This window comes from Paracoccus sp. SCSIO 75233 (assembly GCF_027912675.1).
Taxonomy (GTDB): Bacteria; Pseudomonadota; Alphaproteobacteria; order Rhodobacterales; family Rhodobacteraceae; genus Paracoccus.
Genome location: NZ_CP115757.1, coordinates 1,527,326 through 1,550,168, shown reverse-complemented (window position 1 = coordinate 1,550,168; position 22,843 = coordinate 1,527,326). Strand labels below are relative to the sequence as shown.

General features: G+C 64.3%; 23 protein-coding genes. 12 read left to right on the top strand and 11 right to left on the bottom strand.

Features of this window, described 5'->3' with window-relative positions; genetic code table 11:
- Window positions 1-16: 16 nt before the first annotated feature.
- The 3 genes from PAF12_RS07465 to ubiA form a co-directional block, all read right to left on the bottom strand.
- Window positions 17-346 (bottom strand): hypothetical protein, encoded by a 330-nt coding sequence (locus PAF12_RS07465; protein ID WP_271109538.1) that lies wholly within the window; start codon window positions 344-346, stop codon window positions 17-19.
- Window positions 343-2,409, bottom strand: a complete 2,067-nt coding sequence (locus PAF12_RS07460) for an OmpA family protein (RefSeq protein WP_271109537.1) — start codon at window positions 2,407-2,409, stop codon at window positions 343-345. The genes PAF12_RS07465 and PAF12_RS07460 overlap by 4 nt, the downstream gene beginning before the upstream one ends.
- 99 nt (window positions 2,410-2,508) lie before the next feature.
- Complete coding sequence (gene ubiA / locus PAF12_RS07455) at window positions 2,509-3,456, bottom strand: 4-hydroxybenzoate octaprenyltransferase (RefSeq protein ID WP_271109536.1); 948 nt, start codon at window positions 3,454-3,456, stop codon at window positions 2,509-2,511.
- A gap of 11 nt (window positions 3,457-3,467) precedes the next feature.
- Here ubiA and PAF12_RS07450 point away from each other — a divergent pair, with 11 nt between their 5' ends.
- The 4 genes from PAF12_RS07450 (at window position 3,468) to PAF12_RS07435 (ending at window position 6,247) form a co-directional block, all read left to right on the top strand.
- Window positions 3,468-4,184, top strand: coding sequence for a 16S rRNA (uracil(1498)-N(3))-methyltransferase (locus tag PAF12_RS07450; RefSeq protein WP_271109535.1), 717 nt, complete (start codon window positions 3,468-3,470; stop codon window positions 4,182-4,184).
- A gap of 191 nt (window positions 4,185-4,375) precedes the next feature.
- Window positions 4,376-4,585 (top strand): DUF1127 domain-containing protein, encoded by a 210-nt coding sequence (locus PAF12_RS07445; protein ID WP_271109534.1) that lies wholly within the window; start codon window positions 4,376-4,378, stop codon window positions 4,583-4,585.
- Window positions 4,586-4,796: 211 nt separating this feature from the next.
- A complete protein-coding gene (msrA, locus tag PAF12_RS07440; protein WP_271109533.1) occupies window positions 4,797-5,378 on the top strand; it encodes a peptide-methionine (S)-S-oxide reductase MsrA in 582 nt (193 codons plus the stop codon).
- A complete protein-coding gene (locus PAF12_RS07435) occupies window positions 5,378-6,247 on the top strand; it encodes a 50S ribosomal protein L11 methyltransferase (protein WP_271109532.1) in 870 nt (289 codons plus the stop codon). The genes msrA and PAF12_RS07435 overlap by 1 nt, the downstream gene beginning before the upstream one ends.
- Before the next feature lie 18 nt (window positions 6,248-6,265).
- Here the strand turns inward: PAF12_RS07435 and PAF12_RS07430 are convergent, their stop codons facing one another.
- The 3 genes from PAF12_RS07430 to PAF12_RS07420 are packed head-to-tail and all read right to left on the bottom strand — an operon-like array spanning window position 6,266 to window position 9,355.
- Window positions 6,266-7,303, bottom strand: a complete 1,038-nt coding sequence (locus PAF12_RS07430) for an ABC transporter substrate-binding protein (RefSeq protein WP_271109531.1) — start codon at window positions 7,301-7,303, stop codon at window positions 6,266-6,268.
- Window positions 7,300-8,691, bottom strand: a complete 1,392-nt coding sequence (locus PAF12_RS07425) for a sensor histidine kinase N-terminal domain-containing protein (RefSeq protein WP_271109530.1) — start codon at window positions 8,689-8,691, stop codon at window positions 7,300-7,302. The genes PAF12_RS07430 and PAF12_RS07425 overlap by 4 nt, the downstream gene beginning before the upstream one ends.
- Window positions 8,684-9,355, bottom strand: a complete 672-nt coding sequence (locus tag PAF12_RS07420) for a response regulator transcription factor (protein ID WP_271109529.1) — start codon at window positions 9,353-9,355, stop codon at window positions 8,684-8,686. Before PAF12_RS07420 ends, PAF12_RS07425 begins: the two co-directional genes overlap by 8 nt.
- Before the next feature lie 158 nt (window positions 9,356-9,513).
- On the opposite strand from PAF12_RS07420, the gene PAF12_RS07415 reads away from it, so the two are divergent.
- The 3 genes from PAF12_RS07415 to PAF12_RS07405 all read left to right on the top strand — a co-directional run bounded on the left by PAF12_RS07415 (window position 9,514) and on the right by PAF12_RS07405 (window position 12,554).
- Window positions 9,514-10,491: a tripartite tricarboxylate transporter substrate binding protein gene (locus tag PAF12_RS07415; protein WP_271109528.1), complete on the top strand. Its 978-nt coding sequence runs from the start codon at window positions 9,514-9,516 to the stop codon at window positions 10,489-10,491.
- 82 nt (window positions 10,492-10,573) lie between these two features.
- Complete coding sequence (locus PAF12_RS07410; RefSeq protein ID WP_271109527.1) at window positions 10,574-11,005, top strand: tripartite tricarboxylate transporter TctB family protein; 432 nt, start codon at window positions 10,574-10,576, stop codon at window positions 11,003-11,005.
- A gap of 10 nt (window positions 11,006-11,015) precedes the next feature.
- Complete coding sequence (locus PAF12_RS07405; protein WP_271109526.1) at window positions 11,016-12,554, top strand: tripartite tricarboxylate transporter permease; 1,539 nt, start codon at window positions 11,016-11,018, stop codon at window positions 12,552-12,554.
- 48 nt (window positions 12,555-12,602) lie between these two features.
- Here PAF12_RS07405 and PAF12_RS07400 read toward each other — a convergent pair whose 3' ends face one another.
- Window positions 12,603-13,025, bottom strand: a complete 423-nt coding sequence (locus PAF12_RS07400; protein ID WP_271109525.1) for a helix-turn-helix domain-containing protein — start codon at window positions 13,023-13,025, stop codon at window positions 12,603-12,605.
- A gap of 84 nt (window positions 13,026-13,109) precedes the next feature.
- Between PAF12_RS07400 and PAF12_RS07395 the strand changes: the two genes are divergently transcribed.
- Window positions 13,110-15,413, top strand: a complete 2,304-nt coding sequence (locus tag PAF12_RS07395) for a heavy metal translocating P-type ATPase (RefSeq protein ID WP_271109524.1) — start codon at window positions 13,110-13,112, stop codon at window positions 15,411-15,413.
- 22 nt (window positions 15,414-15,435) lie between these two features.
- Here the strand turns inward: PAF12_RS07395 and phnE are convergent, their stop codons facing one another.
- From phnE to PAF12_RS07380, 3 genes are all read right to left on the bottom strand, one after another.
- The gene (gene phnE / locus PAF12_RS07390) at window positions 15,436-16,251 is read right to left on the bottom strand and encodes a phosphonate ABC transporter, permease protein PhnE (RefSeq protein ID WP_271109523.1); all 816 of its coding nucleotides are present in this window, start codon (window positions 16,249-16,251) and stop codon (window positions 15,436-15,438) included.
- Window positions 16,244-17,056: a phosphonate ABC transporter ATP-binding protein gene (locus PAF12_RS07385; RefSeq protein ID WP_271109522.1), complete on the bottom strand. Its 813-nt coding sequence runs from the start codon at window positions 17,054-17,056 to the stop codon at window positions 16,244-16,246. The genes phnE and PAF12_RS07385 overlap by 8 nt, the downstream gene beginning before the upstream one ends.
- A gap of 72 nt (window positions 17,057-17,128) precedes the next feature.
- Window positions 17,129-17,980: a phosphate/phosphite/phosphonate ABC transporter substrate-binding protein gene (locus PAF12_RS07380; protein WP_271109521.1), complete on the bottom strand. Its 852-nt coding sequence runs from the start codon at window positions 17,978-17,980 to the stop codon at window positions 17,129-17,131.
- 76 nt (window positions 17,981-18,056) lie between these two features.
- On the opposite strand from PAF12_RS07380, the gene PAF12_RS07375 reads away from it, so the two are divergent.
- The 3 genes from PAF12_RS07375 to phnA are packed head-to-tail and all read left to right on the top strand — an operon-like array spanning window position 18,057 to window position 21,245.
- Entirely contained in the window at window positions 18,057-19,205 is a 1,149-nt protein-coding gene (locus PAF12_RS07375; RefSeq protein ID WP_271109520.1) for an alpha-D-ribose 1-methylphosphonate 5-triphosphate diphosphatase, read from the top strand.
- Window positions 19,198-20,007 (top strand): phosphonate metabolism transcriptional regulator PhnF, encoded by an 810-nt coding sequence (phnF, locus tag PAF12_RS07370; protein ID WP_271109519.1) that lies wholly within the window; start codon window positions 19,198-19,200, stop codon window positions 20,005-20,007. The genes PAF12_RS07375 and phnF overlap by 8 nt, the downstream gene beginning before the upstream one ends.
- A complete protein-coding gene (gene phnA / locus PAF12_RS07365) occupies window positions 20,004-21,245 on the top strand; it encodes a phosphonoacetate hydrolase (protein WP_271109518.1) in 1,242 nt (413 codons plus the stop codon). Before phnF ends, phnA begins: the two co-directional genes overlap by 4 nt.
- Before the next feature lie 27 nt (window positions 21,246-21,272).
- On the opposite strand, the gene PAF12_RS07360 is transcribed toward phnA, so the two are convergent.
- Window positions 21,273-21,893 carry a TetR/AcrR family transcriptional regulator gene (locus PAF12_RS07360; protein WP_271109517.1) on the bottom strand — a complete coding sequence of 207 codons (621 nt, stop codon included), beginning with the start codon at window positions 21,891-21,893 and terminating at the stop codon, window positions 21,273-21,275.
- A gap of 95 nt (window positions 21,894-21,988) precedes the next feature.
- Here PAF12_RS07360 and PAF12_RS07355 point away from each other — a divergent pair, with 95 nt between their 5' ends.
- Window positions 21,989-22,837 carry a DUF6544 family protein gene (locus tag PAF12_RS07355; protein WP_271109516.1) on the top strand — a complete coding sequence of 283 codons (849 nt, stop codon included), beginning with the start codon at window positions 21,989-21,991 and terminating at the stop codon, window positions 22,835-22,837.
- The last annotated feature ends 6 nt before the right edge of the window (window positions 22,838-22,843 follow it).

Here is a 22,843-nt window from a genome sequence, read left to right as displayed (position 1 = left end):
CGGCTGAAAAGTCTGTTCAGCGTTTGCGCACATATTCCTCGATATAGGCCCGAAGCTCTTCGATCTCCTCGCTGGCATCGGAGAGGGCGGCGCGGGCTGACGACAGTTCCGAAGAGGTGAACGCCACCCGCTCATGCAGCGCCGCCTCGCGCTTCTTGCCTTCGTCAATGGCCTGATTCAGCCGGTCCTCCGCCGCGTGCAGATCGGCGGCCATGCGCTTGACCGCGCCGATTTCCGCGTTGCCGGGGCGGGTGACGCGGCCCAGCAGCCAGCAGGCGAACCAGCCGAGTGCGAAAGCGGCGAACAGGGTCAGTGCGGTTGCAAGGATGAGGTCTTCGCGGGTCATTGGGCCTCCTCCGCCACGGCGGGTTCGTGTTCTTCGGGACGATGCGGCGGGCGGGGCGTGTCCGGCGTGGCCTCCAGAACCTCGGCCGGGGGTTCCAGCCCGACCGGATCGGACAGCAGGCCATCGTCGGTTTCGGGGCCGGGGATTTCGATTGTCACTTCCGGGGTCTCCTCGACCGGCTCCGGCTGTGCGATCCGCGCCTCTGCCGCCAGCAGCGCTTCGGTGGCCTTGTCGGCGGATGGCGTGACGCCGGTCACGATGGCGGCCTCCGCGCTGTCCAGCGGCACCGGCTCGGGCGAGACGGAGGTGAATTCGATGCGCCGGTTCATCTCACGCCCTTCCTCGGTGTCGTTCTCGGCAATCGGGCGGGTTTCGCCATAACCGGCGGTTGTGACATTCCCGACCGGCAGACTGGCATCGCGCATTGCCGCGAAGACCGCTTCTGCGCGATCCCTGGACAGTTTCAGATTGGACGCATCGCCGCCTTGCGCATCGGTATGCCCGGCCAGCTCGACGCGATAATCGCCGCAAAAGGCGAACACATCGCGCAACTGATCCAGAACGGGCGCGATGTCACCGGCGATGCGCGCGCCGCCCGGTTCGAACCCGATGGGGGATTCCAGCATGATCTCGTTCATCTGGTCGACGCAGGTCGCGGCGTCCGGCAATTCGACCAGCGGATCGAGGCGGCGGTCATAGGAGACGGCCAGCCGGTAGGCGGCCCCGGCACCCAGCCTGTCGGCGAGCGCTGCGACGGCTTTTTCCTGTGCAAGCTGATCGCCGCTTACCCCGGTCAGTGCGATCTGATCTTCGGCGATGTCCAGCTCCCCGCTGTCCAGAACGCCAGCGGCATCCAGCCCTGCCAGAACCCGCACGGCCCAGCTTTCCGGCAGCGCCTGATCCAGCCTCAGATCGTCCTCTATCGGGCCAAGCTGCGCGCGGGCAAGCGAGCTGACGGTTTCGCGCATGGTCGCATCATGCACCACACCATCGACGGAGGCGGGCTTGTCAGCTGCAATCACAGCGTGGAAACGGGCGGGGCCGTCGTCAGGTGCCACTTCCGCGCGCTGATAGCTCAGATCGAAGCCCTGCGGCAGCGCGCTGCGCAGCGTCGCGACGGATTGCTCCAGCGTGTCTTGCGGAACCTCCGCGCCGCCCGTGATCGCGATCTGGTGGTCGGTCATGACCAGCGTCGCGCTGTCGAGTTCCGAGGTCGCCGTGATCGCCGCCGTCGCCGCATCTGCCCAGCCGGTCGGTGCGCCGATCCCGATGGCGCAATCCTCCGGGCCGGGGGTGGCACCAGCGGCGCGCAGCGCTTCGAACAGTTGTTCGCGGGTCACGGTGCTGTCAGCGGCGCAAAGCTCCAGCCGCGCGCCGTCCGGCAGCTTCACGAAGCGCAGGCCGTAGGGGGAGATCACCGGCAAGGGTGCGGTCACGGTAATGCTGGCGTCGATATTTGCAGGCCGGGCAGTTGCAAGCTCTGTCTCGATCCGGGTCTTTTCGTCGGCGCTTGCCGCATTGGCCTGAATGCTGACCGATCCGGGAAGAACGGAAATCGCACCCCGGTCGAAAATGGCCGCGGCGGCGAGTGCGTAATCGACGGCGACCTGCCAGCCCTCCGGCGCAGGCGCGGCGGCGCTGGTGGTGAGGTCGGTCACCTCCCGCTCACCGGGAACGCGTTCGGCCAGATCGTCATCCGCCGAATTTGCCGGGATCAGCCCGATCAGCGAGACCGCGTCACCTTGCCGCAGCAATTCCAGTTTGAAATCGGGCTGAATGGCCGCGTCCGACCGGGCAATGGTCATTCCGTCCACGACCCGGCGTTCATCGACCAGACCGCCCGCGACGCTGAGTGCGCGGAACCGGGCGATCTCATCGGGTGCCGTGCCGGACAGATGCAGCGCCAGCCCGTCGGTTGCGACATTTGCCCAACCCAGCCCCGAATCCGCCAGTGCAGCGCGTGCCTGCGCTGCGGTCGTCGTCTCGATCCTTACGGCGATCTGCTCTGCCGCCATCCAGGCAGCGGCCCCGGCAGTGGCGAACATGAGCGCACCAAGAAGCATCCTGCCGCTCTTGCGGGGGGGCGCAGGACCTTCGCTTTTCCGTTTACTCGTCATGTGCTTGAGTTAATTCCGAGTGAGGTGGAAGTAAATCGCTGACGATTACACAAGACCGGCAAGCGCGAAAAACAGCGACAGGATCAGACCCGCATCCCGGTTGGAGCGGAACAGCATCAGTTGGTTGTCGGCATCCTCCAGATCGAGGCTGCGGAACTGCCAGATCAGATGCGCCGCGAAACCGGCCAGCCCGCACATCGCGATCAGCCATGACGCGCCGCTGACCCCGGTCGCGGAAATCGCGAAGGCCAGCAGGATGACGGTCAGCACGGCAAAGCCGATCAGATAGGGGCGGGCGTTGTCGCCAAACAGCCGCGCGGTCGATTTGACCCCGATGAGCGCGTCATATTCCTTGTCCTGCAAGGCATAGATCGTATCGTAAAACACCGTCCAGGCGATGCCCGCCAGCCACGCGATGATCGGTGCCGCATCCAGCCCGCCACGATGCGCGGCATAAGCCAGCATGACGCCCCAGTTGAAGGCGATGCCCAGAAACACCTGCGGCCACCATGTGAAGCGCTTTGCGAAGGGATAGACGGCGACCGGCAGCAGGCTGAGTAGGCCCAGCCAGATCGCGGCACCGTTGAGCGTCAGCAGCACCGCCAGCCCGATCAGCGCCTGAACGATCAGCCAGATCATGGCCCCGCGGACCGTGACCTGCCCGGATGGGATCGGGCGTTTCCGCGTGCGGTCGACCGAGCCGTCGATATGGCGGTCGGTGATGTCGTTCCATGTGCACCCCGCGCCGCGCATGACGGTCGCGCCGATGGCGCAGGCGATCACGATCCAGATGTCGATCAGGCGCGGCCGGTCCGCCATCATGGCCAGCCCGACGCCCCACCAACAGGGCAGCAGAAGCAGCCATGTCCCGATCGGCCGGTCGATCCGGCTCAGCCTCAGCCAGGGACGCCATGAGGGCGGGGCGGCGTTATCGACCCAGTTTCCATTGACCGCATCGCGCACGGCATCTGGTATTTGGATGGCGGGTTTCATAGGAACATCTCATGTCGAAAGTCAGATTGTACATAGATCACCCGCTTGCATCGGGGCAACCCGTCGCGCTTTCGCCGGATCAGGCGCATTATCTTTCCGGAGTCATGCGGCTGAAACCCCGCACCGTGATCGAGGTGTTTAACGGGCGCGATGGCGCTTGGGATGCGGAAATCGTCGCGGCCAGTAAGCGCGGCGGCGAACTTTCCCCGCTGGCGCAGGTGGCGCCGCAGCGAAATCCGCCCGATCTCTGGCTGCTATTCGCGCCGATCAAGAAGGCGCGGACCGATTTTATCGTGGAAAAAGCGGCGGAACTCGGCGCGGCGCGCATTCTTCCCGTGCAGACGGAGTACACCAATTCCGAACGTATCCGGCAGGACCGGCTTCAGGCCCATGCGGTCGAGGCGGCGGAGCAGTGTGGCGGGACATTCGTGCCGGAGGTGGCGGAACTCGCGCCGCTGGGCCGGCTGCTGGATGGCTGGGATAACAGCCGGCGCATCCTCTGGGCCGACGAATCGCTGGTCGGGCCTGCAGCGACGCTGGCCGGGCTGGAACGTGGCAGTTGGGCGGTGCTGATCGGCCCGGAGGGCGGGTTTTCGCCTGCCGAGCGGACCCGGCTTCGTGACGCTGCGTTCATTCAGCCCATCAGCCTCGGGCCACGGATTTTGCGCGCCGATACGGCTTCTGTTGCCGCAATGACACTGTTTCAGGCCCATCTTGGCGACTGGTAATGCCGCGCCGCAGCAAAATTGCGCGATCATGTTCCAATGTTATCAGGGATTTCGTCACGGGCAGGGCTAAAAATACTTCAAAACCGTGACTTATTCGCTTTTTGCATGGCGGGTTTGCGGCTTTCGGGGCTACTTGCAGATGCAGCATTGTTTATCTTTGCCTCATCACGAAACGCGCCCATCCGGGGCGCATGAAAGATGAGGTAGATATGGCTTCCGTCAGCACCAATAACCCGATCAGCCTGAACTTCGGCCCGCTCGCACGTCTCTCGGCGTTTATCCGCGCGAAGCTGGACCAGATGAACACCCGCGCCGAGCTTGAGCGTCTGTCCGAGCGTGAGTTGAACGATATCGGTCTGTGCCGCGCCGACATTGATGATGTCGTCAAAAACTATGCGTAACGGCGCAGAAACAGCCCGCTACGGCAAAACCCCGGCTCAGCGTTAAGCAGCCGGGGTTTTTCTTTGGGCTTTCCCTGCCATTTCCGCGGCGCGTCGCGCGGCCCCTCTGGTCTTCGCCGCAATTTCGCCTAAATGAAGCGGCAGGTCCCAATTCAGGCCGAACCCTCCGGGCGGGCCTTGCGTTGAGGCGGACAGGACAAGAGGTGACAAGATGGCCAATCACGCGATTTTCGACCGCCCGATGGATGCGCCGGTGCCGAAAGGCTTTGAGCAGGCGATTTTCGGGATGGGCTGCTATTGGGGCGTCGAGCGCCTGTTCTGGCAGCAGGACGGGATCTGGATGACGCAGGTCGGCTTTGCCGGCGGCAGCGTTCCGAACCCGAGCTATCGTCAGGTCTGTGCAGGTGGCACGGGGCATGCGGAAGTGGTGCATCTGGTCTTCGATCCGGCGCGGATCAGCTATGACCATCTGCTGAAACTGTTCTGGGAAAACCACGACCCGACACAGGGCAACCGGCAGGGCAACGATGTGGGCGATCAGTATCGTTCCATGATCATGTATTACAACGAAACCCAGCGGGCTCTGGCGGAGGCGTCGAAGACCGATTACGACAACCGTCTGGCCGTCGCGGGCAAAAACCGGATCACCACGGAAATTCTGCCGGTCAGCGAATTCTACCCCGCGCAGGAGCTGAATCATCAGCAATATCTGCACAAGGTGCCGGACGGTTATTGCAATATGCGCGGCACCGGGGTCGAGGCGTCGATGCCCGAAGGACATGAGTTGCCCTGATGCCGACCTGGACTGCGCTGACGCATATCGACGGTCGCGAAGCGGCTGAGGACCTGGCGGAACTCTGCGGGGATCTGACACCGGAGCCGGTCGGGACCGGCGTGTTTGAGATCGAGGATGGTTCCGACCGCTGGGAAGTGGGGGTCTATTTCACCGAAGCCCCTGACGAGATCGGGCTGGCGCTTCTGGCGGCGGCACAGGGGGCGAACCCATTCACCGTCAGCGAATTGCCGGAGGTGGATTGGGTCGCCCATGTCCGCCGCGAGCTGACCCCGGTCGAGGCGGGGCGGTTTTTCGTCTATGGCGGCCATGATGCCGACAAGGTGCCGGACGGGGCCGAGGGGCTTCTGATCGAGGCGGCAATGGCTTTCGGGACCGGCCATCATGGCACGACGAAAGGCTGTCTGGAAGCGCTCGACCGGCTGGCCGCGACCGGCTGGCAGCCGGGGCGCATTGCCGATATCGGCTGCGGTACTGCCGTGCTTGCGATGGCGGCGGCACGGGTCTGGCCGGGGACGATCCTCGCCTCCGACATTGACGAGGTGGCCGTGGATGTCGCGGCGGCCAATGTCATCGCCAACGGGCTGGATGGCCGGGTCGAGTGCCTGCAGGCGGTCGGTTTCGATCATCCGATGCTGGATGAGGCCGCGCCGTTCGGTCTGGTCTTCGCGAATATCCTGAAACAGCCGCTGATCGATCTGGCGCCCGACATGGCCCGCCATGTCGCGCCAGAGGGACGCGCGATCCTTTCGGGCCTGCTGACGACGCAGGCGGATGAGGTGGTCGCGGCCTATGATGCGGCAGGGTTCGATCTGGAACGTCGCGACGATCTGGGCGAGTGGTCCACGCTGGTGATGCTGCGCCGCTGAGCCTCGTGACGGCGGTAGTTACGGGGTCGTCTCCCGGAACACATCGCTCCAGAACCGCAGCAGCGTGGCGCGGCGGTTGGGATCGCGCGCGACCAGCAGAGCAGGGGAAAGCGGGATCGCCCGCTGCGCGCTTGGGGCGAGGTCGGTTTCGGCGGCGTCCAGCACCGTGACCAGCCCGGCCTGTCCCAGAAGGTTCTGGCCCTCCGGCGTCAGTAGGAATTCCAGCAACGCGACGGAGGCGGCCTTCTGCGTCGCGCCTTTCGGGATCATGTAGCCGCGCGACAGAACCAGCGTGTAATCCTGTGGCAGAATGATCCCGACATTTGGGGCCTCGGCCTTCGGGACATAAGAGCCCAGCACGTTATAAGCGATCAGATAACGCCCCGCTTCGACGCCTGCGATAATCTCAGCCGAGCAGCAGGTGGCGACGGCGTCGACGCGCGCGAAGCTTTCCATCAACGCACCGAAGGTCGAGGCCTCCAGGCTGTCGCTGAACGCAAAGAGATAGCCGAGCCCGGAGGCGGAGATATCGTAGGTGGCGATTTTGCCCCGATAAAGCTCGGGATTCTCGCGCAGTGCGTCCAGCAACGCAAACCGGGTGCGCGGCACATCCCGGCCGTTCAGCAGCCGGGTGTTGAAGGCGATGACGGCAGGTTCGGTGGTGATGCCCCACAGCTCGTCCCGCCATCGCCGCGCATCGGGCAGGGCTGCCGTCGCGGGGGAACGGTACGGTGCCGCGCAGGCGGCGTTGACCAGCCAGATCATCTGGTGAATAGCCGAGGAAAAGATGGCATCCGCCGGGGTGTTGCCGCTGACACAGTCCTGACGGCTTTGCCCGAACAGGGCGTTTGACCCCCATTGTTCGTATCGGATGGTGAAGGCGGGGTGGAGCGTGGAGAAACGCTCCATTATCGGGCGGGCGACGCCGATATCGGTTGTGGATCGCAGCAGGAACGGAACCGGGCCGTGACCGAAGGATGTCGTCGCCTCCTGCGCGGATGGCGGGAGGGGCAGCAGGCCCAGGAGGGCCGCGAAGAGGGCGGCGAGAAACCTCATGGCCTTCTGACGCAGGCAGGAAAGACAAGGGCCGCGCTGAAGCCCTTCTTGTCGCGGTTCAACTGGACCGAGCCATCGAACGCGGCGGCGACGGACTGAACGATGGACAGGCCGATGCCCGTGCTTTTCTCGTAGGAGCCGGCGTTCCGGTTGAACCTGTCGCCGAGCCGCTCGATGATGGCCGGATCGGGTCCGGGACCAGCATCGCGCACCCAAAGGACGGCGGTTCTGCCATATTGCCCGGCCCCGACCGTCACCGGCGGCTTGCCGTGTTTCAGCGCGTTGCCGAGCAAGTTGATCGCCGCTTCGCCCAGCGAAAACGCGTCGCCGCGCATCATCACCGGGGTTTCGTCGATCTCCAGCCGCAGATCGACACCGGGGGTCAGCAGAGCGTGGTCGTTGCGCTCCACGATATCCAGCGCAACCTCACGCAGATCGACCGGCACGCGTGACACGCTATCGGTGCGGTGCACGACCAGCGCGCGGCTGAGGAGCTGCTCCAGCAGATCACCGAGCGAGCGGGTCCGCGACAGCAGCCGCCTCATGGCGCGGCTGTGGCCCGAGCCTTCCGCCTCGGTCATCGCGGTTTCCGCCTGCACCCGGATCGCGGCAACCGGCGTGCGCAGCTGATGGGCCGTGTCGGAGATCAGGTTGCGCATGGCGTCGATCTGCCCGTCCAGCCTGCCCATGAAGCGGTTCATTGCCGCCAGCATCACCTGCAATTCGCGCGGCAGGCGGTCGGTCGCCATCGGGGTGAGATCATAGGGGTCGCGCTGTGCGAGATCCTCCGTGATCGCCTCCAGCGGACGCAGGGCGGTGCGCACCACCAGCCACGCGATCAGCACCAATGCCAGCCCGGCCATGACCATCGGCAGAAGCGTGTCCCGCACCAGCCCCGCCGTCATTGCCTTGCGCGCGCGCAGCGTCTGGCCGACGACCACCTCCACCGGGCCGGAGAAATCCCGTTCCGCGAAACGATGAACGACGCGGATGAAACGGGCGGGCTCTCCGTTCAACTCGGCGTCAAAATAGGCCGTCGCCCCGCCACGATGATCGGGGATGTGGATGCCCAGCGAGCCGTCGACGCTGGTAATCATCTCGCCGTTTGCCTTGCGCACCGTGTAGTAGATGCGATCGTCGGGGGCCTGCGCCAGAAGCTCGAACGCGGAGACGGGAAGATCGACCACAGGCGTGCCGTCCTGAATGCGGATCGATTCCGATATATCGCTCGCCGCGCCCAGCAGGATGCGGTCATAGGCCTGCCGCGCTGCCTGCTGACCGTTGCGCCATGTCGAGGCCGCGACCATCAGCCCGCCAAGCAGCAGGATCGACAGCACAGCCCCAAGAACCCGGCGGAGAAGGCTTCGCGCGGCGTAACGCTCAGCCATCGGACTGGATCCTGTAGCCAATGCCGCGCTGCGTGGCGATGCTGACATCGCTGCCGGCGAATTTCTTGCGCAGCCGGGCGATGTAAAGCTCAATGGCGTTTTCGCCCACATCGGCATCGTCGAAACCGTAAAGCGAATCGTAAAGGCGCGACTTCGACAGATACTGGCCCTGATGACGGACCAGCATGTCGAGGATGGTGGCCTCGCGCCGGGTCAGGTTCATCTGACGACCGCCGAGTTCGGCGCTGCGGTCGCTTGGCGCAAATACCAGCGAGCCGAGCGTGATGCGGTCGTCCTTGCTGTCCGCCTCGCGCCGGATCAGCGCGCGCAGCCTTGCCTCAAGCTCGCGCTGGTCGAAGGGCTTGCCCAGATAATCATCCGCGCCCTGATCGAGCGCAGTGACCCGGTCGTCGATGGAACTGAGCGCCGTCAGCATCAGCACCGGCGTCCGGTCCGCCGATTTTCGGATTTCGCGCAACAGCGACAGGCCGGAGCCGTCCGGCAGGTTGATGTCGAGAATGATCGCATCGTAGCGCTGCACGGCGCGGGCGTCGCGGGCGTCCTCGATCCTCGGGGCGAGGTCACAGACCATTCCGGCGCGGGCAAGATGCGCGATCACGCCCTCGGCCAGATCCTCGGTATCCTCCACAAGCAGGATGCGCATCGCGCCCCTCTTCCCTCGCTAACCGAACCGACAGGTTCGTGACAGCTTCATGGGTTACACCTCACGGACCCGCAAGGAAAGAGTCTTCCCCTCAATACCTTGCGGGTACTTTTTGGGTGCGGAGGAGTGTGCGCCCCGGATGATCTAAGGAGGAACATATGAAGTTTTTGCTATCCCGTGGCGCGCTCGCTGCCGTCGCCCTGTCGTTCTCTGCCATCGCCGCTGCAGCGCAGGAAAACCCCGAATGCATCGCGCCTGCCAATCCCGGCGGCGGTTGGGATTTCACCTGCCGTCAGGTCGGCAAGTCGCTTCAGGATCTGGGGCTGATCGACAGCACCATGCAGGTCGTCAACCTCGCCGGTGGCGGCGGCGGCGTGGCCTTTGCCGAGGTGGTGAACAAGCGCAACGACGCGGATAACCTGATCGTTGCGGCGTCCTCCGCCACGGCGACGCGGCTGGCGCAAGGGGCGTTTCCCGGCAATACGATGGATCAGGTTCGCTGGGTGGCGTCCATCGGCGCGGATTACGGCGTGATCGCGGTCGCCGCCGACAGCGAGATCGAAACCCTGCCGCAGCTTCTGGACCAGATCAAGGCCGACGCGTCCTCGGTTTCGGTTGCGGGCGGCTCTGCCGTGGGTGGCTGGGATCATCTGAAGGTTCTGATCGCCGCCAATGCTTACGGCATCGAGGATGTGCGCAGCATCAAATATATCGCCTTCGATGGCGGCGGCGAGGCGGTGACGCAGTTGCTGGCGGGTTCGGTTCAGGCCTTCACCGGCGATATTTCGGAGGCCAAGGGGTTCGTCGATTCCGGCGATATCAAGGTCATCGCGGTGCTGTCGCCCGAACGGCTTCCGGGTGAGCTTGAGGGCTTTGCAACCGCGAAGGAGCAGGGCATCGACGCAATCGGTGCCAACTGGCGCGGCTTCTACGCCCCCGGCGGGATGAGCGATGCGGCCTATGACGACTGGGTGTCGAAGATCGGCGAACTTTACGCCTCCGACGAATGGAAAGCGGTGATGGAGGCCAACAGCATCGCCCCGCTCGATTTACAGGGCGAGGCGTTCGAAACCTTCGTCGCCGACTCCGTCGCGCAGATTCAGGCGATTTCGCAGGATATCGGGATCATCAAGTAAGCATATTTTCCGGTGCTGACCGGGCGCGGTGCGGATGCGCTGCGCCCTTCATCTTAACCCATACCCGAAAAGGAGATTCGTCATGAGTGATCGCATCTTCGGGGTCTTCGGTATCCTCCTCGCCATCGTTTTCGCGGTCTCCGCCGTCGCGATTGAGGAAAGTTTCCTTTCGGATGCCGTGGGCCCCAAGGTTTTTCCCCTGATTATCGCCGCCATTCTCGGCCTGTCGAGCGCGGTCATCGCGTGGCGCCCGGACCCGGAACCCGACTGGCCCGCCTTCGACCGTCTGGCGGAAGTCTTCGCGGCGGTTGTCGTGCTGATCCTTTACGCCAAATTCCTGCCGGTGGCCGGTTTCGTGATCGCCACCATGATCGTCGCCGCCTATCTGGCGTGGCGGCTCGGCTCGTCGCTGCTGGAGGCGATTGCGGTCGGGATCGGCACCTCGGTTGGCATTTACGTCATTTTCCACCTGATCTTGGGCCTGTCTCTGGCCCGTGGACCGCTGGGCTTCTGAGGAGCGCGTCATGGAACTTCTTTCATCCCTTGGCGACGGGTTCGCCATCGCGCTGACCTGGCAGAACCTGCTTCTGGCGCTGCTGGGCTGCTTTCTCGGCACGATCATGGGGGCGTTGCCGGGGCTCGGGCCGTCGAACGGGGTGGCGATCCTGATCCCGCTGGCCTTCACCATGGGTCTGGGGGCGACACCGTCGCTGATCCTGCTGACCTCGGTTTATTACGGGGCGATGTATGGGGGGCGGATTTCGTCGATCCTGCTGAACATACCCGGCGATGAGCCGGCGATGATGACCTGTCTCGACGGGCATCCGATGGCGAAAAAGGGTCTGGCCGGGGAGGCGCTTTCGCTGTCCGGCGTGGCCTCTTTCGTGGGCGCGTTCTTCGCCACATGGGGGCTGATCCTGCTGGCCCCGCAACTGGTCAAGATCGCGCTGCTGTTCGGCCCGGCGGAGTATTTCGCGCTGTTCGCCCTGGCCTTCATGACGCTTGGTGGGGTGTCCTCGACCAATCAGGCGAAATCGGCCTTTGCGGCGGCGCTCGGGCTTGGGCTGGCGACCATCGGGGTCGACACGCAGACCGGGGTGCCGCGCTTCACCTATGGCGAGGTGCATCTTTATGACGGACTGGATTTTCTGGTCGCGATTGTCGGGCTGTTCGCGCTGTCGGAAGTGTTCATCTTCCTTGAGCATCGCAAGGGCAAATCCGATATGGAGGGCGGCAAGCTGAGTATCGGGCGGCTCTACCCGCCGATGTCGATGCTGAAGCAATGCACGCCGACCATGCTGCGCACGTCATTCCTCGGCTTTATCGCGGGCGTGCTGCCGGGGGCAGGGGCGTCATTGGGGTCGTTCATCTCCTACTCGATGGAGAAACGGCTGGTGGACAAGGAAGGTACGTTCGGCACCGGCGATCCGCGTGGGGTCGCCGCACCCGAGGCGGGCAATAACGCCGCTGCGGGCGGGGCGCTGGTTCCCATGCTGGCGCTTGGCGTGCCGGGATCGGGGACGACCGCAGTTCTGCTGGCGGTGCTGTTGTCGCTCAACATCACGCCGGGACCGCTGCTGTTCACCGAAAACCCCGATGTGGTCTGGGGCCTGATCGCAGCGCTGTTCATCGCCAATTTCATGCTGCTGGCGATGAATATCCCGATGGTCGGGCTGTTCACCCGGCTGCTGATGGTGCCGTCGCGCATCCTGATGCCGATTGTAGCGATGGTCAGCTTTGTCGGGATCTATGGCATCTCCGGATCGAGCTTCGATCTGCTGGTGATGATCGGGTTCGGAGTCCTGGGCTGGCTTTTGCGCAAGCTGGATGTCCCGCTGGTGCCGATCATCCTCGGGACGCTGCTCGGCAATACGATGGAGAATAATCTCCGCCGTGCCGTGACCATCGACAACGGCGACTGGCTGACGCTGATCGACAGCCCGCTTTCGATTGTGCTCTGGACGATTGCGATTATCGGCTTTGTGCTGCCGCTGATTATCGGCGCACGGGTGAAGGCGAAGATGTACCAGAACCGCGAGGATCTGGACGCCATCACCGACTGACCACGCGCGCCGCCATGCCTGCCACGTTGCAGGGATGGCGGCGTTGCCTTATCCGCCGTGATCGTGGCTCACGCAAAGCTCGTGATTGCCCAGCACCTCGATCACCCGGCAATCGGAAATCGTGCCATGCGCGCATTGCGCGATCATCCGCTCCAACTCTCCCTGCAAAGCCTGCAAGCGGGTGATCCGGTCCTTGACCGTGACAAGCTGCCGCGTGGCGATTTCGTCTGCCGCAGCACAGGCGATCTCGGGCTGATCCGACAGGCTGAGCAATTCCCGGATCGCCTCCAGCGGAAATCCCAGCTCTCGTGCGTGGCGGACGAAGGACAGCCGGTCAAGCGCGTCCGATCCGTAAAGCCGCTGATTTCCCGAACTTCTTTCCGCCTCCGGCAAGATCCCGATCTGCTCGTAATAACGGATTGTCGGGACCTTCACCCCTGCCGCTTTGCTCAGCTTGCCGATGGTCAGCATGAAAACCTCTTGAACCTCTAGTTGCTAGAGACAGTAGCTATCCGAATCAATGGAGACAAGTGGCCGGACGTTACCGGCAGGAGAATGGCGATGGCGGAAACAACGAAACGCGAATGGACCGTAAGCGGCATGGATTGCGCATCCTGTAGCGCCAAGGTGACAAAGGCGGTCGAGCGGTTGCCGGGTGTCAGCGACGTGAAGGTTGCCCTGATGAGCGAACGGCTGACGCTGGAGCTCGAACCCGGTGCGAGCACGGATGAGGATGTCGAGAAGGTCGTCAAGCGTCTGGGCTACGGGATTGCGCCGCGAGGGGCGGCGAATGTTTCGGCCCCGCCAGCGACCGCGAAAAAACCGCATGTCCACGGACCGGATTGCGAAGGACATGACCACGATCATGGGCACGATCATGACCACGACCACGATCATGACCACGGCGGCGAAGCCGTGACGGGCAAAGCCGATGCCGGGCATGGCAGTCCGGGGCATGTCCATGACGATCCCGCCGATCGCGGCAAGCCGTGGTATAAGACCTCAAAGGGGCGGCTGGTCCTTCTGACCGGCGCGCTTCTGACGGCGGCATGGGCGTTCAAGCTGCTGGTGCCGGGCGATCTCAGCTACTGGGCTTTCGTTGCGGCCTGTGTGATCGGCGTCGCACCCGTGGCCAAGCGCGCTTTCGAGGCGCTGCGCATGGGTCAGCCCTTCACCATTGAAAGCCTGATGGCAGTTGCCGCCATCGGCGCGCTGTTCATCGGCGCGGCGGAGGAGGCGGCGCTTGTCGTGTTCCTGTTCGCCGTGGGCGAGGTGCTGGAAGGTGTCGCCGCTGGCAAAGCGCGTGACGGCATTCGCGCGCTCGCCAATCTGGTGCCCAAGACCGCGCTGCTGGAGGTGGACGGCAAGACCACGGAAGTGCCTGCCGAAACCCTGCAGATCGGTCAGGTGGTTCTGGTCCGTCCCGGCGACCGCATCCCGGCGGATGGCGAGATCGTTGACGGCACAAGCGGCATCGACGAAAGCCCGGTGACCGGCGAAAGCGTCCCTGTCACGCGCGGCCCCGGCGAGGCTGTCTTTGCCGGTTCGATCAACACCGAGGCCGCCTTGCGGGTCAGCGTCACCAAGGAAGCCGCCGATAATACGATTTCCCGCATCATCCGCCTCGTTGAAGAAGCGGAGGAGGCGCGCGCCCCGACGGAGCGTTTCATTGACCGTTTCTCCCGCTGGTACATGCCCGCAATCGTCGCAGTCGCGGCTCTGGTGATCCTCGTGCCGCCGCTGGCCTTCGGGCAGCCGTGGGACACTTGGGTCTATCGCGGTCTGGCGCTGCTGCTGATCGGCTGCCCCTGTGCGCTGGTGATCTCCGTTCCGGCCTCCATTGCGTCGTCTTTGTCCTCGGGCGCGAAACGCGGCCTGCTGATGAAGGGCGGGGCTGTGATCGAGGCAGCCGGGGGCGTCAAGCGCATCGCCTTCGACAAGACCGGCACGCTGACCCACGGCAAGCCGAAAGTGACCGAGATCGTGCCCGCGCCTGGCGTGCAGGAAAGCGATCTGCTGGCCGTCGCCGCAGGGGTCGAGGCCGGGTCGAGCCACCCGCTTGCGCTCGCCATCCTGAACCGTGCGGAGGAGGCGGGCGTCGCCCCGCTTCCTGCCAGCGATGCCCGTGCCATTGTCGGCAAGGGGGTCGAGGCGCAGGTCGGCGGCGCGAAAGCATGGGTCGCCTCTCCGGGTTTCGCGGGTGACGCGGGCGGGATCGTGGCCGATCAGGCGGGACGGGTGAGCGAGATGGAGTCCGAAGGTAAGACCGTCGTCGCCGTGTTCCGCGAGGGCGAACCGCTCGGCCTGATCGCCATGCGTGACGAGCCGCGCGACGATGCCTCCGACGCCATGCGCCAGCTTCGCGATATGGGCATCAGCCCGGTGATGCTGACCGGCGACAACCCGCGAACCGCGAAAGCCATCGCGGAAGGGCTGGGCATGGATTACCGCGCCGAGATGATGCCGGAAGACAAGCTGACCACCATCCGCGAGATGAGCGCCGATGGCGGGGTGATGATGATCGGTGACGGCATCAACGACGCCCCGGCCCTGAAACAGGCCAGCGTCGGCGTGGCAATGGGCTCCGGCACCGATGTCGCACTTGAAACCGCCGACGCCGCGATCCTGCGTGACCGGGTGATCGACGTGCCCGCCCTGATCCGGCTGGCGCGCGCGACAATGGGCAATATCCGGCAGAACGTGACCATTGCGCTTGGGCTGAAGGCCGTGTTCCTCGTCACCTCGGTGCTGGGGATTACCGGGCTGTGGCTGGCCATCCTCGCCGATACCGGGGCGACGGTTCTGGTGACGCTGAACGCGCTGCGCCTGCTCGGGTTCGACCCCACCAGGGAAGCGTAAGACTGCCGCGATCAGCCGGGCGCTATTGCACGGCTGATCGCAGACGATCGGTGACGTATTCCATCGCCAGAACGATCACGAAGATCGCCAGAATGATGGTCGAGGCGTTCCGGTACTGGAACAGATCGAAGGCGACTTTCAGTTCCTGCCCGATCCCGCCGGCCCCGACCAGACCCAGCACAACCGAAGACCGCACCGCCTTTTCCAAAGCGAAAAGCGAGGTGTTGATCATCGACGGCGCGGCATCCGGCAGGATCGCACCCAGAAAGACGGAGACCCGGTTCGCGCCAATGGCCGACAGCGCCTCCTGCGGTTCCTTGTCCGAATCCTCGATGGCTTCCGCGAAGAAGCGACCGCAGAACCCGATTGTGTCGACAACGATGGTCAGCGTCCCGGCAACCGCGCCGAGTCCGACGGTGCCGACGAACAGCAGCGCCCAGACCAGATCGGGAATGGTGCGCAGCAGCGAGACATAGGCCTTCACCAGATAACCGAACCGCCCCAGTGGGGTCACGCCGCGCGCTGCCAGCCAGCCGATTGGCAGGCTCAGCACGATGCCGATGGCGGCCCCGGCAAGCGCGATCTGGAAGGTCTCGACAATGCGCAGCCCCATGCGGCTCAGGAAAGCCGGATCGGTGTTGGGTGGCATCATCCGGTCGACAAGCGAGATCATGCCCGGCACCCCCTCGACAAGCTGCGCGGGACTTGGCGCGACCTGTTGAAGGGAGGAAATGACGATGGCCGCGCAGACGATCAGCAGCACATAGGTCACCGGGGATACCCCGGATAGCCGCGCAGGCAGGGGTTTTGCCGGGCCGGGTGTTGTGCTGTCAGACATCGAAGACCTCCTCCAGATCGCGGGGCGTTATGTCGCGGCTTGGCCGGTCGATGAAAATCCGGCCTGCGCGCAGCGCGACGGTGCGGTCGGAGAACTCACGCGCCTGCGCCATGTCATGCGAGGTGAAAATCAGCGTGATCCCGTGCTGACGGCACAGCCGCGCGAAAAGCGCCATCACATCGCGACCGGATACCGGGTCGCGGCTGGCCGCCGGTTCGTCCGCGATCAGCAGCCGGGGACGGCGGACAAGCGCGCGGGCGATGGCGACGCGCTGCTGCTGACCGCCGGACAATGCGTCGGCGCGTGAATCGGCGAAACCGGCCAGATTGACCTCTGCCAAAGCGTCCAGGGCCGCCTTGCGCCAGCTTTCCGGGGCGGTCGACTGGCTGAAACCCCGCCAGCTTCCCTCGGTCCCCAACATGCCGTGGACGACATTGGACAGGACTGAGCGGCGTTTTACCAAACAGTGTTTCTGAAACACGAACCCGGTCGATCGCCGCATCCGGCTGCGTTGTGCGGAGTCGGGCAGGCGGGTGAAATGCTCGCCCAGTGTCGTCACCTCGCCCTCGGAAATCGGGTGCAGGCCGATCAGGCATTTCAGGAAGGTCGATTTGCCGCTGCCGTTTGAGCCGATGAGCGCGACACGCTCGCCCTCGCGGATGGTCAGATCGACGCCTTTCAGCACGACACGCCTGCGGTCATAGGATTTGTGCAAGCCCTTGGCGATCACCACCGGGTCGCCTGTCGCCGGGGCGGGTGCGGTTTCCGCTGCGGCGGCGCGGGTGGCTTCCATCAGGTCCGACATGGCGCATCCCTTGTCGCGTGAACGTGAGAAGGGGCGGAAATCTCCGCCCCCGTGCCGTTTTCTGCCTTGGGTTCAGTCGCCGACAAAGCTGGCGGTGTCGACGCCGATCGTGGCGTACATGTCGCGGACGTAATCGTAATTGCTGTCGTCGATGGAGGTCAGGAAGAACCCGCCCTTGTATTTCTGGTTGTCGTCGCCTTTCAGCACGGCGGCCATCAGCGTCTCGCCGTCATTGACGAAGGCGTCGGCGATCTTCTGCTTGGCCTCGGCATCCATATCCTTGCGGGCGACCAGAACGTCGTTCGGCAGGTCGCGGCCACGGGCGATGACGGTGAAAGACTGCTCCGGGAAGGCCTCGCGGATGGACTGGAGGTGACCTTCATTCATGCCGACCGCCTGCACGTCGCCACGGATCAGCGCCTCGACCGCGACGTTGCGGGAGATGATCTGGGGTTCGTAATCGGTGCCATAGACCAGCCCGAAATCGGCCAACACCTGCGCCGGACCAAGATGCTGGGAGGTAGAGCCGACGGAGCCGAAAGTGACCTTCTTGCCGCGAAGATCCTCAACCGATTCCACGTCGCCTGCCGACAGGGTGACGATCTGCGCGTAATAGTTCGGGCGCTGCCAGGCGGCGATGATCTCTGCGTCGGTCAGTTCCTTGATGACGACATATTCGGCAGGACCGGTCAGGACCAGATCGACCTGACCCTGATTGATCGCCTCGACCGCTGCGGTGCGCGAGTTGACCGGGAACAGTTCCATCTCCATCCCGGTGACCTCTTCAAGCGCGGTTTCAAAGGCGGCGAATTCCTGTTGGAGGGCTTCCAGCCCCTCGATGTCGGTGACGGCGAAACGGATCGGTTCGGCGGCGAGCGGGGTTGCAGCGGCAAGCGCGGCTGCGGTCAGAATGGCGCGGTACATGTTGTTTCCTCATGTCTACGCTGTATACACAGCAATGTCACACAACGCCCGTATAGGTGATTCCTGTAACGAGACCATGACGCAGCAAATGGAAGGCGCGGGAATGACGCAGGACTGGGTGATCGAAGGCGGCCGCGCGCTGATGCCGGGGGGGTTCGAGACGGCGGATATTGCCATCAGCGACGGAAGGATCACCGACGCGGCCCGGAATGCGCGGCGGTTTTCGGGGGCCGGTTGCCTCGTCCTGCCGGGGATCGTCGATATGCATGGCGACGGGTTCGAACGCATCCTGCATCCGCGCCCGAATGTCAGCTTTCCCTTGCCGCTGGCTCTGGCGGAGGCGGATCGGCAGCTTATCGTCAACGGCATCACCACGGCGTTTCACGGCCTGTCCGTTTCGTGGGAGCCGGGGTTGCGCAGCGTGGGGGCCGCGCGGTCGTTTCTGACCGAGCTTGACGCGCTGTCGGGCAGGCTGGACTGCGACACGCATGTCAATCTCCGCTGGGAGACCTATTGCCTCGATGATCTGGATGAGATCGAAAGCTGGCTTACGCGGCACCCCTCGCTGCTCTTGTCGGTGAACGATCATCTGACGGCTGAAAAGGGGCTCGGCGCGGATTCCGTCAAGATCGGCAGGATGGCAGACCGCTCCGGCCTGTCGCGGGAGGCATGTGTGGGGCTTATTCATCGCCTGCTGGAACGCTCTGACGAGGTGCCGGGCGCGATCCGGCGCATGACCGGCGCGGCACGGCAGGCCGGGCGGATGGTGTTCGCCCATGACGAGACCAGCCCGGAACAGCGCCGGGACAATCGCGATCTCGGGATCAGCGTGTCGGAGTTTCCGATGACGCTGGCGACCGCGTCCGAGGCTTCGGCTGCGGGGGAGGCGGTCGTGCTGGGCGCGCCGAACGTGGTGCGCGGCGGCAGTCAGAACAACGCTGTCAATGCCGAGGATGCGATTGCGGCCGGGCTGTGTTCGGCGCTTGCCTCCGACTATTACTATCCCGCCCCGATGGCCGCAGCCTTTGCGCTGGCGGATCGCGGGACGCTGCCGCTGGATCAGGCATGGCGGCTGATTTCCACCCGACCGGCGCGCGCTGCGGGGTTGGCCGACCGGGGTGAGATCGCGCCGGGACAGCGGGCGGATCTGATCGTGCTCGACCCGGACAGGCGCTATATCAGGGCGGTCTTCTCTGCCGGAAGGAAGGTTCTCGAACGTGAATAAGCGACTCAATATAGACAGTTTCGACAGCGACGCTCTGGCTGAGATTACCCGGATCGCCGGGCAGCCTTACGCGCCACGGGGGCAGCGGGCGATCTGGTTGCAGATCTATGATCGGCTGGCGGAGGCCTGCACCAGCGGTCCCTTGCCGCCCGGTGCGAAGTTGCCCGGTGAGAACGATCTGGCGGAGCTGTTCGATGTCAGCCGGCTGACCATCCGCAAGGCGCTGTCGAAGCTTCAGCAGGAGGGGCAGTTGCAGGCGCGCAAAGGCGTCGGCATTTTCATCCGCAGCCGTCCTGCGCGTTATATCGTTGAGGATAATCTGCGTTTTTCCAGCAGCCTTGAGACCGGCGAGGCCCGGATCGAAAGCAGCACGCTGGAGCTTGTCCGGGCGCCGGTCAGCGCGGAAGGCGCGGATTTTCTGCGTCTGCCCGCCGGGACGGAGGTCGTGCGGCTGACCCGGCTGCGGATCGTCGACGGCGCGCCCGCCTATCTCGCGACGAAGGAGTTCCCTGCCGCGCGCTTCACGGATTTCGAGGCGCGTTACAGCCTTCAGCAATCCGTGGCCGATGTCTATCGCGCGCATGGCATTCCGCATTATGGCCGGGCGGAGACGCGGGTGACGGGCGGGTTTGCTCCACGCAGCGACGCCGCCGCGCTGCATCTGTCGCACCGGACGCCGTTGATGATCGTCCGCTCGGTCAATCGCGACCCCGAGGGCCGACCCATCGAGTTCAGCATTGGCCGCTGGCCGCTCGCCTCCGTCGAACTGGTGCTTGGCGACAAACCGCCGGAGGAAAGATGATGACCGGAACCCTGACCATCAACGGGCGCGACTATCCGTGGCCCAAACGTCCCGCCGTGGTGATCTGTCTTGACGGGTGCGAGCCGGAATATCTCGACAGGGCGATGGAGGCCGGGCTGATGCCAAACCTCTCGCGCATGATCGCAAATGGCAGCCGGGCAGAGGCGCTGTCCGCGATGCCGAGCTTCACCAACCCGAATAATATGTCGATTGCCACGGGCCGTCCGCCCGCCATTCACGGAATTTGCGGCAATTATTTCCTCAACCCGGAAACCGGCGAGGAGGTGATGATGAACGATGCGCGATTTCTGCGCGCGCCGACCATCTTCGCCGGGTTCTTTGACGCGGGCGCGCGTGTGGCGATTGTGACCGCGAAGGACAAGCTGCGCGCCTTGCTCGGCACCGGGCTCGGTTTCGATGACGGTCGCGCGATCTGCTTTTCGGCGGAGAAAGCGGACCTGACCACGCAAGCGGATCACGGGGTCGAGGCGGCATCGGACTGGCTTGGCCTGCCGGTGCCGGAGGTCTATTCCGCCGCGCTGTCGGAATTCGTCTTCGCTGCCGGGGTTCGCCTGCTGACGGAGTTCCGGCCCGATCTGATGTATCTGACCACGACCGATTTCATCCAGCATAAATATCCCCCCGGCCACGATGTCGCGAATGCGTTCTACGCCAGTTTCGACCGCTATCTGCCGGGGTTGGAGGCCACGGGTGCTGCAATTGTGATCACAGCCGATCACGGGATGAAGGCGAAGCATCACCCGGATGGCCGCCCGGCGGTGATCTATCTTCAGGAGATGCTGGACGACTGGCTCGAGGCAGGGGCGGCGCGTGTGATCCTGCCGATCACCGATCCTTATGTGGTTCATCACGGCGCGTTCGGGGCCTTCGCGACGGTGTATCTGTCCGATCCGATTCAGGCGACGGAGATTGCCGCGCGTGCGCGGGACCTCGACGGTATCGACGATGTGCTGACCCGTCATGAAGCCGAGGCGCGGTTCGAACTGCCCGGCGACAGGATCGGTGATCTTGTCGCCACCTCCGTCGCGGGCCGGGCCATCGGGACGCGCGAGGCCGAGCATGACCTGAGCGCGCTTGACGCGCCGCTGCGTTCGCATGGCGGGCGGCAGGAACAATCCGTGCCCTTCATCTCGAACGCGCCAATCGGGCCGCACCCCGAGGGCTTGCGGAATTTCGATGCGTTTCATGTCGCCCTGACGGCAGCTTCGAAGGGCTGAGAGACCGTCAGCCTTGAGACAGACAAGCTATTGCTGCCGATCCTTGCCGTAGAGCCTGCTGACCAAGCTCAACGCCCGATCCGCACGCGCCCTGCATTCAGCGTCGGTGAGCGGGTCCAGGCGGCCAAGCGCCTGCCGCATGGGGACTTCGCCCATCAGCAGGCTGACATAGGTCTCGGCAGCGTCGGCGGGCTCCACATCCGAAGCGAATCGGCCCGTCTCGATGAGCTGTTCCATAATGGCGGTGATCAGCCCGAACATATCCTGCCGTGCACCACGATCGATTGCCTCACCCAGCAACCCGGTTTCGCCGGCATCGGTGATCGCGGCGCGGTTGACGATGATGGCTTTCTCGCCCGTCGTGAATGCCAGAAACATCGGCCCGAGCGCCCGCAGCGCCTCCATCGGGTCGCTTCTGCGGTCCAAAGCCGCGTGGAGCAGGTCTTTGATATTGCGCGCGTTTTCTTCGATAAGGTTCTGAAACAGCGTCTGCTTGTTCCCGTACCACGCATAAAGCGTCTGGTTCGATGCCGAGGCGCGCTTGGCGATCTGTAGCATGCTGGTGCTGCGATAGCCCTTTTCGGCCAGCAACTCAAAAGCCGCCGTCTCGATCTGCCGCCGCCGTTCGTCCTGTTTGTCCGTGCTCATATCCCTGTCCCGCTTTTATCTTGACAGGAAGTGTATACGCATGTACGACGCTGTCAATGGCAGTACATTAGTGTACGATTTAGATGGAGCCTGACATGAAAATTCTCAGATACGTCGCCATCGGTGTTGGCACTCTCGTCGTTGCGGGTGTGGGCGCTGTTGCCTGGTCCGCGTCGCGGACCGAAGCCGATATCAACGGGTTTGCTGCCCGCGTGGCGGAACTCGGCGAAGAAAACCCGGCACCCGCGCTGAACCCGGCGCTGATGTCGGAACTGCCCGCGCCGGTGCAGCGCTACTTCGACTATGTGTTCATTGGCCCGGTGCCGCGCTACAGTTCCGTCCGGCTGGAGGCAAAGGGCAGCTTCCGCCGCCCGCTGACGGAGACCTTCAACGACACGACCGCCCAGCAGACCATTGCCGTCGGTGAGCCTGCGCTGGTTTTCGCCGCCACGACGCCGGTCATGCCGGGTGTCTGGGCGCGCGCCTATGATTTCTTTGCCGAAGGGCAGATGGAGATGAAGGCGAAGGTGCTGTCCACCCTGACCGTGGTGGATGAGCGCGAAACACCGGAGCTCAACCAGATATCGCTGCGCCGCTGGCTGTTGGAAAGCGCCCTCTACCCGGAGGCGCTGCTGCCCGGCGGGCCGGTCACCTGGGAAGCCATCGACGACGGCAGTGCCCGTGCCATCGTCAGCGCCGACGGGCTGTCAGCCTCGCTGGTGGCGCGGTTCGATACGGAAGGCCGGATGACGGAGATGGTAGCGGAAGAGGATGGTGACCTGACGACGCCATATCACGGATCGGGCGAGCATGTCGCGCGGCGCGATTATCGCCCGGTCGGCAACCAGATGATCCCCTTCGGCTTCACCATCTCACGCATGGCGGGTGGTGAGCTGTACCCGTTCTGGGACGCCGAGATCACCGACATCAGCTATCGGGAATGAGGGGCG

Coding starts and splice junctions, on each gene's coding strand:
- PAF12_RS07355 (WP_271109516.1), top strand. CDS start 21,989: ATGAAAATTCTCAGATACGTCGCCATCGGTGTTGGCACTCTCGTCGTT.
- PAF12_RS07380 (WP_271109521.1), bottom strand. CDS start 17,980: ATGTACCGCGCCATTCTGACCGCAGCCGCGCTTGCCGCTGCAACCCCG.
- PAF12_RS07375 (WP_271109520.1), top strand. CDS start 18,057: ATGACGCAGCAAATGGAAGGCGCGGGAATGACGCAGGACTGGGTGATC.
- PAF12_RS07395 (WP_271109524.1), top strand. CDS start 13,110: ATGGCGATGGCGGAAACAACGAAACGCGAATGGACCGTAAGCGGCATG.
- PAF12_RS07410 (WP_271109527.1), top strand. CDS start 10,574: ATGAGTGATCGCATCTTCGGGGTCTTCGGTATCCTCCTCGCCATCGTT.
- PAF12_RS07465 (WP_271109538.1), bottom strand. CDS start 346: ATGACCCGCGAAGACCTCATCCTTGCAACCGCACTGACCCTGTTCGCC.
- PAF12_RS07420 (WP_271109529.1), bottom strand. CDS start 9,355: ATGCGCATCCTGCTTGTGGAGGATACCGAGGATCTGGCCGAGGGCGTG.
- msrA (WP_271109533.1), top strand. CDS start 4,797: ATGGCCAATCACGCGATTTTCGACCGCCCGATGGATGCGCCGGTGCCG.
- phnA (WP_271109518.1), top strand. CDS start 20,004: ATGATGACCGGAACCCTGACCATCAACGGGCGCGACTATCCGTGGCCC.
- PAF12_RS07445 (WP_271109534.1), top strand. CDS start 4,376: ATGAAAGATGAGGTAGATATGGCTTCCGTCAGCACCAATAACCCGATC.
- PAF12_RS07400 (WP_271109525.1), bottom strand. CDS start 13,025: ATGCTGACCATCGGCAAGCTGAGCAAAGCGGCAGGGGTGAAGGTCCCG.
- PAF12_RS07385 (WP_271109522.1), bottom strand. CDS start 17,056: ATGTCGGACCTGATGGAAGCCACCCGCGCCGCCGCAGCGGAAACCGCA.
- PAF12_RS07425 (WP_271109530.1), bottom strand. CDS start 8,691: ATGGCTGAGCGTTACGCCGCGCGAAGCCTTCTCCGCCGGGTTCTTGGG.
- PAF12_RS07360 (WP_271109517.1), bottom strand. CDS start 21,893: ATGAGCACGGACAAACAGGACGAACGGCGGCGGCAGATCGAGACGGCG.
- PAF12_RS07430 (WP_271109531.1), bottom strand. CDS start 7,303: ATGAGGTTTCTCGCCGCCCTCTTCGCGGCCCTCCTGGGCCTGCTGCCC.
- PAF12_RS07405 (WP_271109526.1), top strand. CDS start 11,016: ATGGAACTTCTTTCATCCCTTGGCGACGGGTTCGCCATCGCGCTGACC.
- ubiA (WP_271109536.1), bottom strand. CDS start 3,456: ATGAAACCCGCCATCCAAATACCAGATGCCGTGCGCGATGCGGTCAAT.
- PAF12_RS07415 (WP_271109528.1), top strand. CDS start 9,514: ATGAAGTTTTTGCTATCCCGTGGCGCGCTCGCTGCCGTCGCCCTGTCG.
- PAF12_RS07460 (WP_271109537.1), bottom strand. CDS start 2,409: ATGCTTCTTGGTGCGCTCATGTTCGCCACTGCCGGGGCCGCTGCCTGG.
- PAF12_RS07450 (WP_271109535.1), top strand. CDS start 3,468: ATGTCGAAAGTCAGATTGTACATAGATCACCCGCTTGCATCGGGGCAA.
- phnE (WP_271109523.1), bottom strand. CDS start 16,251: ATGTCTGACAGCACAACACCCGGCCCGGCAAAACCCCTGCCTGCGCGG.
- PAF12_RS07435 (WP_271109532.1), top strand. CDS start 5,378: ATGCCGACCTGGACTGCGCTGACGCATATCGACGGTCGCGAAGCGGCT.